This window comes from Phyllobacterium sp. 0TCS1.6A (assembly GCF_026420825.1).
Classification (GTDB): Bacteria; Pseudomonadota; Alphaproteobacteria; order Rhizobiales; family Rhizobiaceae; genus Phyllobacterium.
Genome location: NZ_JAPMAB010000014.1, coordinates 81335 through 94866, shown reverse-complemented (window position 1 = coordinate 94866; position 13532 = coordinate 81335). Strand labels below are relative to the sequence as shown.

Annotated in this window: 11 protein-coding genes; 3 read left to right on the top strand and 8 right to left on the bottom strand. The window is 62.2% G+C overall.

Going from position 1 to position 13532, the window contains the following annotated elements:
* Window positions 1–156 precede the first annotated feature (156 nt).
* The 3 genes from OSJ75_RS22445 to OSJ75_RS22435 all read left to right on the top strand — a co-directional run bounded on the left by OSJ75_RS22445 (window position 157) and on the right by OSJ75_RS22435 (window position 2246).
* Window positions 157–1263 (top strand): DUF3182 family protein, encoded by a 1107-nt coding sequence (locus OSJ75_RS22445; protein WP_267229609.1) that lies wholly within the window; start codon window positions 157–159, stop codon window positions 1261–1263.
* Entirely contained in the window at window positions 1244–1975 is a 732-nt protein-coding gene (locus tag OSJ75_RS22440; RefSeq protein ID WP_267229608.1) for an alpha/beta hydrolase family protein, read from the top strand. The genes OSJ75_RS22445 and OSJ75_RS22440 overlap by 20 nt, the downstream gene beginning before the upstream one ends.
* 112 nt (window positions 1976–2087) lie before the next feature.
* Window positions 2088–2246: a hypothetical protein gene (locus tag OSJ75_RS22435; RefSeq protein ID WP_267229607.1), complete on the top strand. Its 159-nt coding sequence runs from the start codon at window positions 2088–2090 to the stop codon at window positions 2244–2246.
* Window positions 2247–2359: 113 nt separating this feature from the next.
* Here the strand turns inward: OSJ75_RS22435 and efeO (OSJ75_RS22430) are convergent, their stop codons facing one another.
* From efeO (OSJ75_RS22430) to OSJ75_RS22395, 8 genes are all read right to left on the bottom strand, one after another.
* A complete protein-coding gene (efeO, locus tag OSJ75_RS22430) occupies window positions 2360–3187 on the bottom strand; it encodes an iron uptake system protein EfeO (protein ID WP_267229606.1) in 828 nt (275 codons plus the stop codon).
* A gap of 9 nt (window positions 3188–3196) precedes the next feature.
* The gene (efeB, locus tag OSJ75_RS22425) at window positions 3197–4498 is read right to left on the bottom strand and encodes an iron uptake transporter deferrochelatase/peroxidase subunit (RefSeq protein ID WP_267229605.1); all 1302 of its coding nucleotides are present in this window, start codon (window positions 4496–4498) and stop codon (window positions 3197–3199) included.
* A complete protein-coding gene (efeO, locus tag OSJ75_RS22420; protein WP_267229604.1) occupies window positions 4498–5679 on the bottom strand; it encodes an iron uptake system protein EfeO in 1182 nt (393 codons plus the stop codon). Before efeO (OSJ75_RS22420) ends, efeB begins: the two co-directional genes overlap by 1 nt.
* A 12-nt stretch (window positions 5680–5691) precedes the next feature.
* Window positions 5692–6534, bottom strand: coding sequence for an iron uptake transporter permease EfeU (efeU, locus tag OSJ75_RS22415; RefSeq protein ID WP_267229603.1), 843 nt, complete (start codon window positions 6532–6534; stop codon window positions 5692–5694).
* Between the two features lie 220 nt (window positions 6535–6754).
* Entirely contained in the window at window positions 6755–8497 is a 1743-nt protein-coding gene (locus OSJ75_RS22410) for an alginate O-acetyltransferase AlgX-related protein (RefSeq protein ID WP_267229602.1), read from the bottom strand.
* Window positions 8494–9333, bottom strand: a complete 840-nt coding sequence (locus tag OSJ75_RS22405) for a glycoside hydrolase family 16 protein (protein ID WP_267229601.1) — start codon at window positions 9331–9333, stop codon at window positions 8494–8496. Before OSJ75_RS22405 ends, OSJ75_RS22410 begins: the two co-directional genes overlap by 4 nt.
* Window positions 9330–10673 (bottom strand): polysaccharide pyruvyl transferase family protein, encoded by a 1344-nt coding sequence (locus OSJ75_RS22400; protein ID WP_250017559.1) that lies wholly within the window; start codon window positions 10671–10673, stop codon window positions 9330–9332. The genes OSJ75_RS22405 and OSJ75_RS22400 overlap by 4 nt, the downstream gene beginning before the upstream one ends.
* A gap of 2 nt (window positions 10674–10675) precedes the next feature.
* Window positions 10676–13531 (bottom strand): glycosyltransferase, encoded by a 2856-nt coding sequence (locus OSJ75_RS22395; RefSeq protein WP_267229600.1) that lies wholly within the window; start codon window positions 13529–13531, stop codon window positions 10676–10678.
* Window position 13532 lies beyond the last annotated feature (1 nt).

Below are 13532 nucleotides of genomic sequence, written 5' to 3'. Positions count from 1 at the left end.
GGCTTGCAGGGCAAAATATTTTTTGAGGCCCAAAATCTATCCCACCGCGTGGGCCGAGAGGTGCAATGATCTCCCACGGCAGGCCCCTCGCTTCGCGTGAGGGAACAATGCACCCGCGTCCCCATTGAGTCTATTGCAATGGAATGCGAGGACGGGATGAAACACGCTGTAATCCTGCTCGAAGAGCCCGGGCAAGCCTGGCACAAGCACGCGACCCTTGTCAGTATCGGGAAACGGCTTGCGAAGCTGAAAGACTGCGCGCTGATCGAAGATCCATCCGGCGACCATTGGGCGGACCGAGCCGGGAACTACTATCTGCCTGCATCGACGTTGTCGCTCGACAGCTTGCCGGGCGACGGGCCGGGCTGGACACCGGCCGACCTTTTCGGCGGCGTGGTGCCGCATACATTCATGGCCAGCAAGATCATCACCCATCCGCTTCTGGGGCTCGGCGCGAGCGGTCCGGACGGCTGGAGCCATGTGTTTCCGCAGAAGGTCGGCGACGTGGCGCTCAGGGGCTTCGCCGTGTTCAGCCGCGTCGACCTCGTCGCCGCCGGCGAGCGGCTTCTGCGTTTTGGCCCGATCCGCGTGAAGGCCGGCCAGGCGGATGGCGGCAAGGGCCAGTACGAGTTCACCGAGGCGCGTGATCTCGCGAGCTGGGCCGGCGAAATCTCCGAACAGGCGTTCGAGGAAGGCTTCGTGCTCGAGGAGAACCTCGCCGAGGCGCGCACGTTCAGCGTCGGCCAGATCATCCTGGACGGGACGATGCTGAGCTATATCGGCAAGCAGCGGGCGACCCTGGACAAGCGCGGCCGGGAGACCTATGGCGGCACGACGCTCTATGCCGTTCTGGGGGACTGGGATGCGCTGATCAGCCGGACCACGACTGCCCTCTCGCGGGAAATCATCGCGGCGGCCCGGCTTTATGACGATTGCGCCGCCAATATTCTCGGCATCGTGGCATCGCGCAGGAATTACGACGTGATCGTCGGGCAGGATGCCGCGGGCCGGAGACGGGTTGCCGTGCTGGAGCAGTCCTGGCGAACCGGCGGCGCCACGCCCGCCGAGATGCTGGCCCTGGAAACCTTCGTGCAGGAAGCGGATGTGGTGGCCGTGCGGGCGTCCTCGCATGAGGTGTTCGGCGCTGTCGGCACAGGCGATCCCTCGCATCGCATCTTTTGCAGCGGCGTCGATCCTGTCGAAGGGCCGATCACGAAATATGCAAAACTGGAGGTGAAATATCATGCACAGCAGCAAGATTGACATCGATGTCGATGCCCAGCGGATATCGGGAACCTTTGCGTTTCCGGATACGGGCATGCCCGGCGTGCTGTTTCTGCATGGATGGGCCGGAAGCCAGGAGCGCGATCTGCGGCGCGCCAAGGACATCGCCGCGCTTGGCAGCGTCTGCCTGACATTCGACATGCGCGGTCATGCGGCGACACTATCGCAGCAGCGCTACGTCACGCGCGGGGACAATCTCACCGATGCCTTGGCGGCCTATGACAGGCTGGCGGCGCATCCCGACATCGATCCGGATGCGATTGCGGTGATCGGCAGCAGCTATGGCGGCTATCTCGCCACCATTCTGACCTCGCTGCGGCCGGTGCGCTGGCTGTCGCTGCGCGTGCCCGCATTGTACCGCGATGCGGATTGGGATGTGCCGAAATATGCGCTCGACAGGGCGGACCTTGCCGAATACCGCTCGACCATCGTCATGCCGGCAGACAATAACGCGCTTTCCGTCAGCCGAAGGTTCAAGGGCGATGTGCTCATCGTCTCGTCGGAACATGACGAGATCGTCCCCCATGCCGCGATAGCCAGCTATCGCGCCGCCTTCATCAATGCGCGCTCGCTCACCGCGCGCATCATTTCGGGCGCAGACCACGCCCTCAGCCAGCCGGAAGGCCAGCGGGCCTATGATTCGCTGCTGCTCGAATGGTTCCGCGAGATGATCCTCGGTGCGCGGCGGTAGCGCCGCCAGTCGCGGCGGAACAATCGGGGCGACTGCCGGTTGGTGAACCACGGTTCGAGTTCGCCCCGACAGTCACAAACGATCAGGGCACAAACCACCAGGGATCAACGACATGAGACGCCTCCCACGCGCTGTAATCATCATGATGCTGTTCGTGCTCACGGTGTTCGTCGCGGTCGTCGTCTTCTTTCTCACGGCCGCCATGCCGCCGGACCTCGAGAAACTGTCGTTGCCGGCCGTGCCCGCCGAAACGGCCGAACGCGCGGCCTGACGGACTGCTTGAACGCTAAGCTGTACTTGGACATGCAAAACCCCCGAAGGTTGATGTCCAACTTTCGGGGGTCAGTTCATCGAAGCGGGCTCCGGTATTGTCGCGGCGTCGGCCTAGTTCAGCCCGAGCTTGCCGCGCAGGGTGGAAAGATCTTCGGCGAGGGTGTTTACCGCCGCCGCGAGCACGGCGCGATCGTCCTCGCTGAGCTTGTCGTAAAGCTCATAGCCTTCCGCCGTCTTGTACTTGCCGAGGGTCTCGTCGACCTTGTCGAAATTGGCCGAAACCTTGGTGATGAACTCACCTTCGTCCTTTTCGATCAGCGGACGCACGAGGTCGAATATCTTGCGCGAGCCGTCGAAATTGGCCTTGAAGTCCCAAAGGTCGGTATGGCTGTAGCGGTCTTCCTCGCCGGAAATCTTGGTGGCGGCAACTTCTTCCATCAGCACCGCCGCACCGCCGACAACCTTTTCCGGCGGAAGTGTCAGGTCGGTGATGCGCTTGTTGAGGTCGGTGACATCCGCCATGAGCTTGTCGGCGAACGGCGCCAGGTCCTTGGTGCTGTTCTCGGCGAAGAGACCATATTCGATGCGATGGAAACCGGTAAAGCCCGGGTCTTTCTCCGCCTTTTCATGATCGTCGGCGCGCGAGTCGATCGATGCGTCGAGATCGCTGAACAGTTCCGCGATGGGCTCGATGGCTTCATAGCTCATGCGCGTCGAACCGAAGAGCGATTTCGCCTTGTCGAGGTCGCCCGCCTTGACCGCATCCGTGAACTGCCTGGTATCGGCGACGAGCTTCTCGAGATTTTCCGACACGTAGATTTTGTAATCTGCGATCGGGCCGACCAGATCGAGCGGCGATACTTCCGCCCTCGCACCGGAAGAACCGGCGAGAACGGCAAATGCGAAAAGACTGGTCGACAGGATTCTGCTTGGTTTCATCGTGGTTCCTTAGGTTCTGGTGCCAGCCATTTGATGGCCAGCGGCTTCGAGAAGGGTGCGTCCGAGAAAATCACTCTCGTCCCGGGCGCCGGGCAGCGCATAGAAAAACCCGCCGCCGATCGGTTTGATGTATTCTTCCAGGGGTTCGCCATCGAGTTGCCTCTGGACGGTGATGAACCCCTTTTCCAGATCGGCCTGGTAGCAGATGAACAGCAGGCCCTGTTCGAGCTGGCCGGATTTGCTGACGCCATTGGAATAGTTGAACGGACGGCGCAGGATCAGGTTTGCGTCGGAGCCCTTGCTGCGCTTGTTCGCCAGGCGGATATGGGCGTCAAGCGGCGTGATCGTGCCCGCGGGATCGCCGGCATAGTCGGGCAAATCCGCTTCCACCTTGCCGCCGAAGGGTGCGCCGGAGGCCTTCCGGCGTCCGATTATGCGCTCCTGCTCGCCGAGCGGCGTGCGGTCCCAGCGTTCGACGAAATTGCGGATGATGCGCACGACCTGATAGCTGCCGGCGACCGCCCATTGCGGTTCGCCGCTCTCGGCGGTGACCCAGACGATCCTGTCCATCAGCGCCTTGTCGTTCGCATCGGGATTGGCGGTGCCATCGCGGAAACCGAGGAAGTTCCGGGCTGTTTCGTGGCTGCCATCGGGCTTCGGCGGCAAGACGGGCACCGAGCCCTCCTGTTTCCACCGCAGGACCATCAGGTCGGGCAGGTTCTTCAATATGTCGCGCAAGGCGTGGATATTGGTATCGGGCGTGTTGGAGCTGATCTGCAGCAGCAGGTCGCCATGGCAGAGATCGGCGTCGAGCGCATCGTTCGGCGATGCCGCCATGCGCGACAGTCGGACCGGCCTGTGCGCCGCAAGCCAGGAACGCTGTTCGAAAAAGGATGCACCCAGCGAGACGGTCATGGTGAGGTTGTCCGGCGGGATCTCGGGGCCGAGCAGGCCGGAATCGGCCGGTGGCAGCTTGTCGTCGAGCTGGGGCGGGGCGCCGCCCTGCATGAGGAACGCTATCCGCTCCGTCAGCAGCCTGAACAGCCGCTCCACCTCGGTCGGCGACTTCGCCAGGACGTGAAACGCCGCCACCATGCCGGCGGCCGGGCGCGGCGTGACTATTCCCGGCTGGTGCAGGCCGTGAAATGGCTGGCGTTGCTGCGTCTTGTCGCTGACCGGCGCGTCGGTCACCTGTTCCCTGCCGATTTCGACGGCATGCGCTGCCGGAAGCTGGGCCGTCGCCAGCAGGCCGCCGGCTCCGAACAGAACCTTGCGTCGGGTGGTCGCGAAGTTATCGCCGTCCTTTGCCATCACTCAAGTCCCAATGCTGCATTCAGCTTGCCAATGGAATCGCCGACCGCCCGCGCCTTGCCGGCGAGAGCCTGCCTGTCGTCCGCAGCCACCGCCGCGTAAGCCGGGAAGCCGTCGGAGCCGCGCAGCGCCGCCAATGCGCCGGCCATTTCGGCCGTGGTCTTTTCGATATCCGCCACGGCGGCGGCATTCGCCTCGATCGCGACCGGCCGGAGCAAGGCCATCATTCGCGTCACGCCATCGAGATTGGCGGAGAAATCGGCAAGGTCGGTCTGCGAGTAATGATCGTGCCCGCTCGCAATGCGGTTCTCGCCCAGCATCCGCATCAGGTGCGCCGACCCTTTTGCGATCTGTTCGGGCGGTATGCGCAGGCCGCGCATCCGGTCCTTCAGGGTGGCGATATCGGCGACGAGCCGGTCCGCGACGGGCGCCAGCCCGTCCGTGCTGTTCTGCGCAAAAAGCCCGTATTCGAGGCGATGAAAGCCTGTGAAAGCGGGATCGGCCTCGCGCTTTTCAAGATAATCGGCAACGGGATCGATCATGTTGTGCAGGTCCGCGAACATGTCGGCCATCGGCTCGATCTCTTTGTAGGGAACCCTTGCCGCCTGGTAGGCCGCTCTGGCGCCATCGAGATCCCCGGCCTTGACGGCCTCGTCCAGCGCCTTGCTCGCCTTGGCGAGCGTGTTCACCTGGGTGACGAGGAATACCTGGAGTTCGGCCAGCGGACCGATGAAGGCCGAAACCGGCGGCCGCGCCGCTTCCGCATCGGACTCGGCCGATGGCGTCACATGCAGGCTGCCGCGCGGGCTGCTCAACAGGCCGCAGGTGATCTCATAATCGCCGGCCCGCAGCTTGGCCTCCATCGTCTGGCTGAAGCCCGGAACGATGTTCTCGCGCTCCTCGACGACCATGACGCCATCGAGGATTTCCCACTCCAGCGCGCGGTCGGATTCGTTGACGATCTTGAAGGTCGAGCGCCCGGCAGGCACGGTAATGTCATTGGGCGTGCACGCACCATCCTTGATGGTGACAAGGATGGCATTGCCGGTGCTTTGCCCGGCAAGCTTCGCGGAGGCAAGGTAGAAGGCGACGCCGCCTGCAACCACCAGCAGTGCGGCCCCGGCAACCGCGAGACGCAGCAGCTTCGATGACGGGGCGGGCGAGGGGGGCTGCTGTTGCATGGAGCGCTTTCGTCAATTCGTTGCGGTTGGAGACTGTGCGACACGCTTGCCGGCACTCGGCGGCCGAAGAAACAGATAGAGGCTGACGACGAGGAAACCGGCATAGGCGATCGCCTCTCCGAGCGTCGGCGTGTCGTTATATCCGAATATGCCGGAGAGAACGGTGCCCAACGGACCACCGGCCGGAAGCACGTTGCTCAGGTCGAAGATCACCGTCTGAAGTCCGTTCCAGACGCCTGCCTCGTGCAATTGGCGGATGGCGCCCGCCAGGATGCCGGCGGCGACGACGAGGATGAAAATGCCGGTCCAATAGAAGAAGCGGCGCAGATCGAGCCGGATGCCGCCCGCATAGATGCCGTAGCCGATGACGACGGAGACGAGAATGCCGAGCAGCGCGCCGAGCGGGGCATGGCCGCTGGTGCTCTGCTGAAAGATCGCCAGCAGGAAGAACACGGATTCGAGACCTTCCCGCGCCACGGCGAAGAACACCATGCCGATCAGGGCCGTTGCGCCGCCCTTCGAATGGCCAAGCGCCGAATCGATCGAAGCGTGGAGTTCGTGCCTGATCGAGCGCGCCGCCTTCCGCATCCAGAACACCATGGAGCACAGTATGATGACGGCGACGATGCCGATGATCGCCTCGAAAAGTTCCTGTGCCTTCTGCGGGAATTGAGCGCTGGCGAGCTGCAAGGCAGCGCCGGTGAACAGGGACAGCGCGACCGCCAGAAGTATTCCGACCCAGATGGCGGGTAGCCATGCGCCGCGTCCCGTCTGTTTCAGATAGGTCGCAACGATGCCCACTATCAAGGCAGCTTCGATGCCTTCACGAAGCATGATTAAAAACGGAACCAACATTAGTATCTCCGGCGCTCAAAACACCCGCAATGCCGGGCCGCGCCGCAGAACTCATAGCTGTTCAGAGAAAACGAAGCAATAACAATATATTAGAAGAATTCTAATTCACAATGCCAGCATTTTTCGCAGTGTTTTCCGCATGTTGACGGCAATAGTCATGATTTATTGTCGGCAGATCCGCGGCGGGCGGCAGGAAACCGCCCGCGCGATGGCGGCGCGGTCAACCCGTGCGCGCCACCTGCAGCCGCTGCAGGGTCGAGTTCGCCCAGTCCCAATCGGGGGCGAGCTCGGTTCCGCGAAGCGCGGCCTCCGCCGCCTTGTCGCGATCGCCGCCGATCTCATAGAGCTGCGAACGCAACAGGTAGATTTCGGCGCGCTGGCGCGCCTGGAACAGGCTTTCCAGCAGGCGATCGGTGGCGAGGATGCCCTGTTCCGGCCGTGTCTTGGTCCGCACCCGCAGATTGGCGAGTTTCAGCAAGGGCCAGGTCCATTCCGGCTTGGCATCGGAAGCGCGGGCGAATGCCTCGGCGGCATCCTCCGTGGCGTCCAGCGCTTCGTGGCAGCGTCCGAGCAATTGCCAGGCATCGGCCGAGTCGGGCCGCCTGGCGATATATTCACGCAGGATATCGACGCATGGTCCGTAATTCTGCTGCCGGAACAGCACCTGCGCCAGCTGGTAGCTCCACCAGTCGACGCTATCGAGCTCGATCGCCTTGCGCAGCTGCGCCTCCGCCTTTTCAGGCTGTTCGAGGCGCATGAAGGTAAGAGCGAGCTGATGACGCGCCCGGGCGTTCCAGGGCTGCGCGGCGACGGCTTTCTCGGCAAACACCTTCGCCTCGTCCAGATTTTCGCCGAGACGCGACAGTTCGACGGAAATCAGGTGCTGCGCCTCGGGATTGGCCGGATGAACGCGTTTCAGCTCGGCGAGCAGCTCGGCGCTGACGGACTTGCCCATATGGGCGCTGAGCAGCGCCTCATAGATCGGGCGCACCGGCAATATGCGCTTTTCGGCAGCGACGGTCTGCTGCGAGGCCGCGGCAAGGTCGTCCTTGGACAAAAGCCGCAGCTTGCCGCGGACCACCGACGCATAGGTGAAATAAGGCGTGTCCACGGGTGGCTCGATGAGGAAGCGCTCGACGAATTCGGACAGGACCACATCGGGCCGGTATGCCTCGATGAGCTCCCGGTCGAAGGATTTGCCGTAGATGTAGACGAGCGTGCTGAAGCTTTCCTTGAGGTAGGGAAGCAGGTTGCCGCCGAAGGAATCGCCGAACATGACGCAGCGCGGCAGGGTGCTGTCCTTGTTGACGAACACGCGGATACGGCCGCGATTGGGAATGCGATTGTCGAATTCCATCTTGCCGGCAGGATTGGCGATGCGTGCCGACAGGGTCGGAGCCGACACCGGAGGCTCGAACTTGACGCCGAGATCGCCGACATAGGGCACTTCCTCGAAGGATACGCGCGAATTCTCCAGCCGCAGCGGCTCGATGCCGGCGCGCGAAAGCCCCTCGCAGATGGCCTGGTAGCCGACATAGGCGCCATAGCCGCTCCAATGCGTATCGGTCTTGGGGTAGGTGAGACCGCCGGCCTTCGCCGCCTTGAGCGCCTCGAGCGGATAGATGATGCGCGACGCGCGCTGCGGGGTGAGCGCACGCAGGATCTGGTTGATGGGCCGCTTTTCCGAAAGCTCCACCCAGTCCGGCAATTGCTCGTCATAGACGAGCTCCTTGTTGGGGGCGACGAAAACCAGATGCTGGGCGCCAAGCGCCTCCACATAGGCGTCACGCTCGGCAATCAGGTTGCGCCATGCCTCGACGCCCTGGGCGTCCAGGCTGTGACGGCCGGTGATCTGGTCGATCACCCGATTGGAATCGTGGTCGAGGAAAATCCAGCCGTCCTTGCCGAGCAGGTATTTCTTGCTCTTGTCGGCCCGCGAGGTTGAGGTGAAATCATCGGTCATGAACATCTCCAAACTGGCGATTGCTGCCATTCGGTATTCTGAAAGACGCGGATACTACGAATTGAGGTAGCCGCACCGTTTACGTCCCCGTCATCCTTGCCTGCGAAAGAGGCAACTGCATTGCTGAACAGAAGTTGGGCGGGAGTATGGGCGAAGTCGTTGGGCGCTTCGAATATCTTCCGGTCGTCGAAGAAGAACTGGAACTGGTCCTCGCTCCACAGCATCGCATAGCGGTGGAAGTCGTCGGCCAGCTTGCGCCGCGGCCGGAACTTCGTCGACAGCACCTTCTTGACCGGCAGCCACTGCCGCGCCGTCACCTGCACCACGCTCGGATATTTCGCTTCCACGACATCGAGCTCGAAGCGTTTGTCGCCCTCGCTCTCCGGCACGGAAGTCAGCCAGAACGCATTGTTCACGCCCGGCTCATTGGCAATGCGCATGTCGCATTCGAAATAGCCGTAGCATTGGCGGAAGTCCCGCGTGCGCACATAGCCGCCGGTAAACGGCCGCTTGCCCTGCTTGTCATTGTCGTTGCGGCCAAGCTTCAGGGCGAGGCCGGAACTGGACAGGGCGACGTTTGCGGGCTTGCGGACGGATTTCGTCTCGCCGCCACTGTCGGTCACCTTGATCCAGCGCTCGTCGAAGCCGGCATTGTCGTTGAAACTGTCATTGAAGGATATCTGCCAGTGGCCCGGCACCCCCTGCAGGACTGTGGGGACGTCCGTACAGAGGGCGCGGGCGAGGCTGGGCCGGGCAAGCAGCCCGGCCGACGCGATCCCGAACCCTGCCAGGCCGAGGAAGGAGCGCCGGCTGAGCTCGCTACGGCTCTGCCTCATACGGCAACCTTGTTCTGCTGCGCCTCCTTGAGGCTGCGCAAGGTCGTTTCGAGGTTCCAGGCGCGGTTGCGCAGGACTTCCACTTCACCGGTCATGAAGTCGATCTCGCTGCGGAACCAGGACACCGCTTCGTGGATGTTGTGCGGCACCTGAACGAGATTGGGCACCGAAAGCGGCTTGTCGGCCGGCGTAGCCACGGGCTTCGGCAGCACGTGGTTCAGCTTGTTCTCGGTGAGGAAGCGATGATATTCCGCGAAGTTCTGGCGATAAATGTGCTGAACCTTGGTGAAATCCGCGCGCTCGAGCAGCTTTTCGAGGTTGATCGGCAGATAATCCTCGATCTCGACGGAAGGAATTGCGAAGAGCGAAGACAATTCGCGGATGCGGGAATCATAGGTGAAGAAGATCGCCGGAATGCCCTGATGCAGCGCGATGACGTTGCCATGCAGGCGGAAGCCCACCATCACATCCACATTGGCCGCGGCATCGGCAGCCCATTCGTCGATGTCGAAGAAGGCGCTCATCCGGTTGTTCAGCATCTCTTCCGCTTCGGCATGGCCGAGCAGATTGAACTTGGTCAGGATCGCCTTGATGTTGTCCTGCTTCTCCTTGTCGCTGGAGAAGATGGCGAGTGTTTCCTCGCGCTCGCCCTGCGAATAGAGCTTGCTCGACGGCCGCTTGGCGACGGCGTCGATCAGGGCGCGCTGCATGCGGTTGGTCTTCGTCGCATTGCTGGCATAGTCGGCCGAGAGATATTTGTTCAGCGTCAGGCCGATACGAGCCTGCGCCGGATCGATCGGCTTGATCGTGATCGAGGGCTTCAGCGAACGATAGAAGCTCGGGCAGCCGATGACACGCACGTTCTTGATGCCGAGATCGTTGAAGATTTCGGCGCTGTAGAAACCGCGCACGCCGATCGTCTCGCACTTGTCGGCGATGATCTTCCACGCTTCCACGGTGCCTTTCGGCACTTCGAGCTTCTTGTACTTGCCTGCCTGGGCGCCGACGCCGATAGCGACGACCGGACCCTTCAGCTTCTTCAGCAGCGGGACCACATGGCCGAGATCCACCGTTTCGGTCAGGTAGTTGGAGCCGCGCACGACAGTGGCGTCGTAGCTGCCATCCTGCGGCCACAGCTTCTCATTGCCCGCATGCGAGAACTGCACGTTGCGGATTTCGTCATAGGCAAGCGCCTTGAGCGTGGCGTCATAGACGAGAACGTCGCCCGTGTTGATGCCGCCCTTGTTGAAGGCTGCGAGCGGGTCTTCAAATTTCAGGTAAGCGGCCTTGTTGCCGGGCTTAACTGCTGCACCGCCATTGAGAACGAAAAGTTTCTTCATCACTAGTTCCTCAGATTATTCATATTGGCTGACCCGGCAGCAGCGATCTGCCGCGGCCTGATTTCGGTAATTTCATCGCGTTGGGTTTCGTCACGCTGATTGCGCGGGAAGGTGGAGGGGCGCGGCGACGAAGCTGGCGGCGCGTGCTCCACCACCTTCAATTCCGGTTCCGGCGCGGAAACGAAACGATCCGCGAACCAGGCCTTCAACTGCTTGACAAAGGGTTCGACGCTCAACTCCCAGGCAAGCGCCCCGCCGCGCTGCGCTGCCGCTTCGGAAAGCCTGCCGAGGGCTTCGGTATCCTCGGCAAGCGCCGCGATGGCGGCGGCGAGTTCGCGGCTGATGACGGTATCGTCGGTGGAGTGGATCAACAGGCCATCGACGCCATGGTCGATCAACTCTTCCACCGCGCCGACGGCAGTCGCTATCGGAACGCAGCCGAGACGCTGGGCCTCGATGATGGTCAGCGGCGCGCCTTCCCAGCGCGACGGCAGGACGACGACATCCGCCCATGCAAAGGCGCGGTTGAGGTGACGGCTCGAAAATACCGGCGGCTCGACCTGGACGCCGATCTCGGCGAACCGCTCTTTCCACGATCCTCCGGCGCCCGCATCCATCACGTCGCTGCCGATGATCTTCCAGTCGACCGGCGCCGAGGCTTCGTTCAGATCGCGCACCGCCGCATAAAGACGCTCGATGCCTTTCTGCGCGTCGAGACGGCCGAGGAACAGCACGTTGAGCCTGCCCTTGGCCGGACGGCTCTTGCGCGCCGCCAGCAGCGTCTCGCGCTCCTTTGGCGCAAGCGCATAGCTTGCGGCATTCTGGATATGCATGAGCTTCTGGTGCGGAACGCCCATGCCATGCAGCCATTCCACCATGTCCATCGAACAGGTGAGGATCGTGTCGTAGACATGTTCGAAGGCGAGCGTCAGATAGGGGTGGCCGGCGTCGCGGCCCATCTTCGACTTGTCGAGCACATGCACATAATTGACGACCTTGACGCCGCGCCGGCGCAGGTCGCCCAATAGCGCATTGACCGGTGCCACCTGATTGTTGATCACGACGTCGAGGCCCGACAGGAAGCCCATGATCTGCTCGGCCTTGGCGGCCTCGTCATGCCCCATCAGGATATCGTGCCCGGCAAACTGATTGGGGCCGCCCCAGAGCGGATAATCGTCGGCGAGGAAATTGATCGTCTTGAACACGCCGTCATTCTCGGGAATGCGGTTATAGACGGCCTTGCCGAAAATATAGAGATGGACTTCGCAGCCGGCGCTCTTGAGCGCCTGCGCCGCGGCATAGGCCACCTTTTCGACGCCGCCGAAGCTGGCGATGGGCAGCAGGAAACCGACGCGGATGGGATTGGCCGGCTGCGGCAGGCGCGGCATTACCGGCTTTGCCCCGACCGCATGGCGCAGCAATTCGAAATAACGGCTGCGATTGGGGAAATAGACCGAACGCCACAGCCAGCGATCCTTCGGCCGCGACCGGTAGCCGGAATCGCGCAGGGCGCCGAGCGTCGCAAGCAGCGCGTTGGTCGAGGAGAGTGCCGTGCTCTGCATCTCGCGCGCGGTGAAGGGTGCGCTGATGACGATCTCGACGACATTCGGGGCCGGAACCGGCTTGTTCAACGACCGCGCCCAGTCATCGGACGTATCGTCCGCGCATGTGGAGAATATGTCGAACGTGCACATCCAGCCGAACGGCTTGTCCGCCAGCGGTTCGTTCTCGCCGATGTTGCGGATATCGATGCCGACCTTGGCATTGCTGCGCTCGAACCGTATGGCGATGAAGTGATGCTTCTGCGCCAGCCGCTCGCCGATCCACAGCAGATTGTGTATGAGGCCGAGGCGCGTCAGCGCTTCCCGGTGCGCCGCCGTCATCCACAACATGAAGGGCGGCACGCCGAACGTCTCTGGCTCGGCCTTCGCGGCCCAGAACCGCGTCACGAAATCTTCAAGGCTGCACTTGTCGTAAGGCGAAGCCGGGTCGGTGAACATGTCCACCGCATAGGCGCCCATGCCGATCGCGGCATAGCGCGGCGCTTCGCTATGTTCCCATTCGAGCAGGGTCTCCGCCGCGAACAGCTTCTTGTGCTTCTGGCGGATGTAAGTGAGGATGCCCTCGCGCGTACGGTTTGAATCGCGCAGCATGCTCTCGGCGCGCTGCCGGTACTCAAAGCCAAAAAACGGATAATTGGCGCCGAGAAAGCCGCGCCCGATGGCCTGCAGCCAGAAGTCCCAATCCTCGAAGCCGGACTTCATGGCTTCGTCGAAGCGTATTCCGGCGTCGAGCATCCTTCTCGACACCAGGCTGCCGGCCTCGCAAATATTGTCGAAGGTTAGATGCAGCAACCGCGAGTATTGGGTTGTATAATTGCCATTCCACTCGATGCCGAACTTGTCGATATTGGGGTATATCCAGTCGACCTTGTCGTTGGACTTCATGTAGGCAAGGATGTCGCGAAGCGCGGTAGGCGTTATGCGATTGTCGGCGTCGAGGAAATATACCGCTTCGAGTTCATCGAAGTTGCGCAGGGCGAATTCGATCCCGTAGTTTCGCGCCGAGCTCAGGCCGCCATTGGCCTTGCGCAGATAGAACACATTGTCATGTGCGAGCGCGTAGGTGCGGCCGACTTCCGCCGTTTCCGGGAATGGGCAGCCATCATCGACGATGAGGATCGCGATGTCATAGGGCGCCTGCTGGGCCAAAGCGGATTCGATTGCTTCCGCCAGGAGAACCGAATGCTTGAAAACCGGAATGATGACAGCGATTCTTGGGCGAAATCGCCCCTCCGCATCGCCCTCTTGGGTTTGCGTGGCGTTCTGATCGCGCAAGCGGCTTATCTGGTCCAGCATG

Bases quoted from the DNA above. Each gene is read 5' to 3' on its own strand.
- efeU (WP_267229603.1), bottom strand. From the start codon at position 6,534: ATGTTGGTTCCGTTTTTAATCATGCTTCGTGAAGGCATCGAAGCTGCC.
- OSJ75_RS22400 (WP_250017559.1), bottom strand. From the start codon at position 10,673: ATGAAGAAACTTTTCGTTCTCAATGGCGGTGCAGCAGTTAAGCCCGGC.
- OSJ75_RS22445 (WP_267229609.1), top strand. From the start codon at position 157: ATGAAACACGCTGTAATCCTGCTCGAAGAGCCCGGGCAAGCCTGGCAC.
- OSJ75_RS22440 (WP_267229608.1), top strand. From the start codon at position 1,244: ATGCACAGCAGCAAGATTGACATCGATGTCGATGCCCAGCGGATATCG.
- efeB (WP_267229605.1), bottom strand. From the start codon at position 4,498: ATGGCAAAGGACGGCGATAACTTCGCGACCACCCGACGCAAGGTTCTG.
- OSJ75_RS22405 (WP_267229601.1), bottom strand. From the start codon at position 9,333: ATGAGGCAGAGCCGTAGCGAGCTCAGCCGGCGCTCCTTCCTCGGCCTG.
- OSJ75_RS22435 (WP_267229607.1), top strand. From the start codon at position 2,088: ATGAGACGCCTCCCACGCGCTGTAATCATCATGATGCTGTTCGTGCTC.
- OSJ75_RS22395 (WP_267229600.1), bottom strand. From the start codon at position 13,531: ATGCTGGACCAGATAAGCCGCTTGCGCGATCAGAACGCCACGCAAACC.
- efeO (WP_267229606.1), bottom strand. From the start codon at position 3,187: ATGAAACCAAGCAGAATCCTGTCGACCAGTCTTTTCGCATTTGCCGTT.
- OSJ75_RS22410 (WP_267229602.1), bottom strand. From the start codon at position 8,497: ATGACCGATGATTTCACCTCAACCTCGCGGGCCGACAAGAGCAAGAAA.
- efeO (WP_267229604.1), bottom strand. From the start codon at position 5,679: ATGCAACAGCAGCCCCCCTCGCCCGCCCCGTCATCGAAGCTGCTGCGT.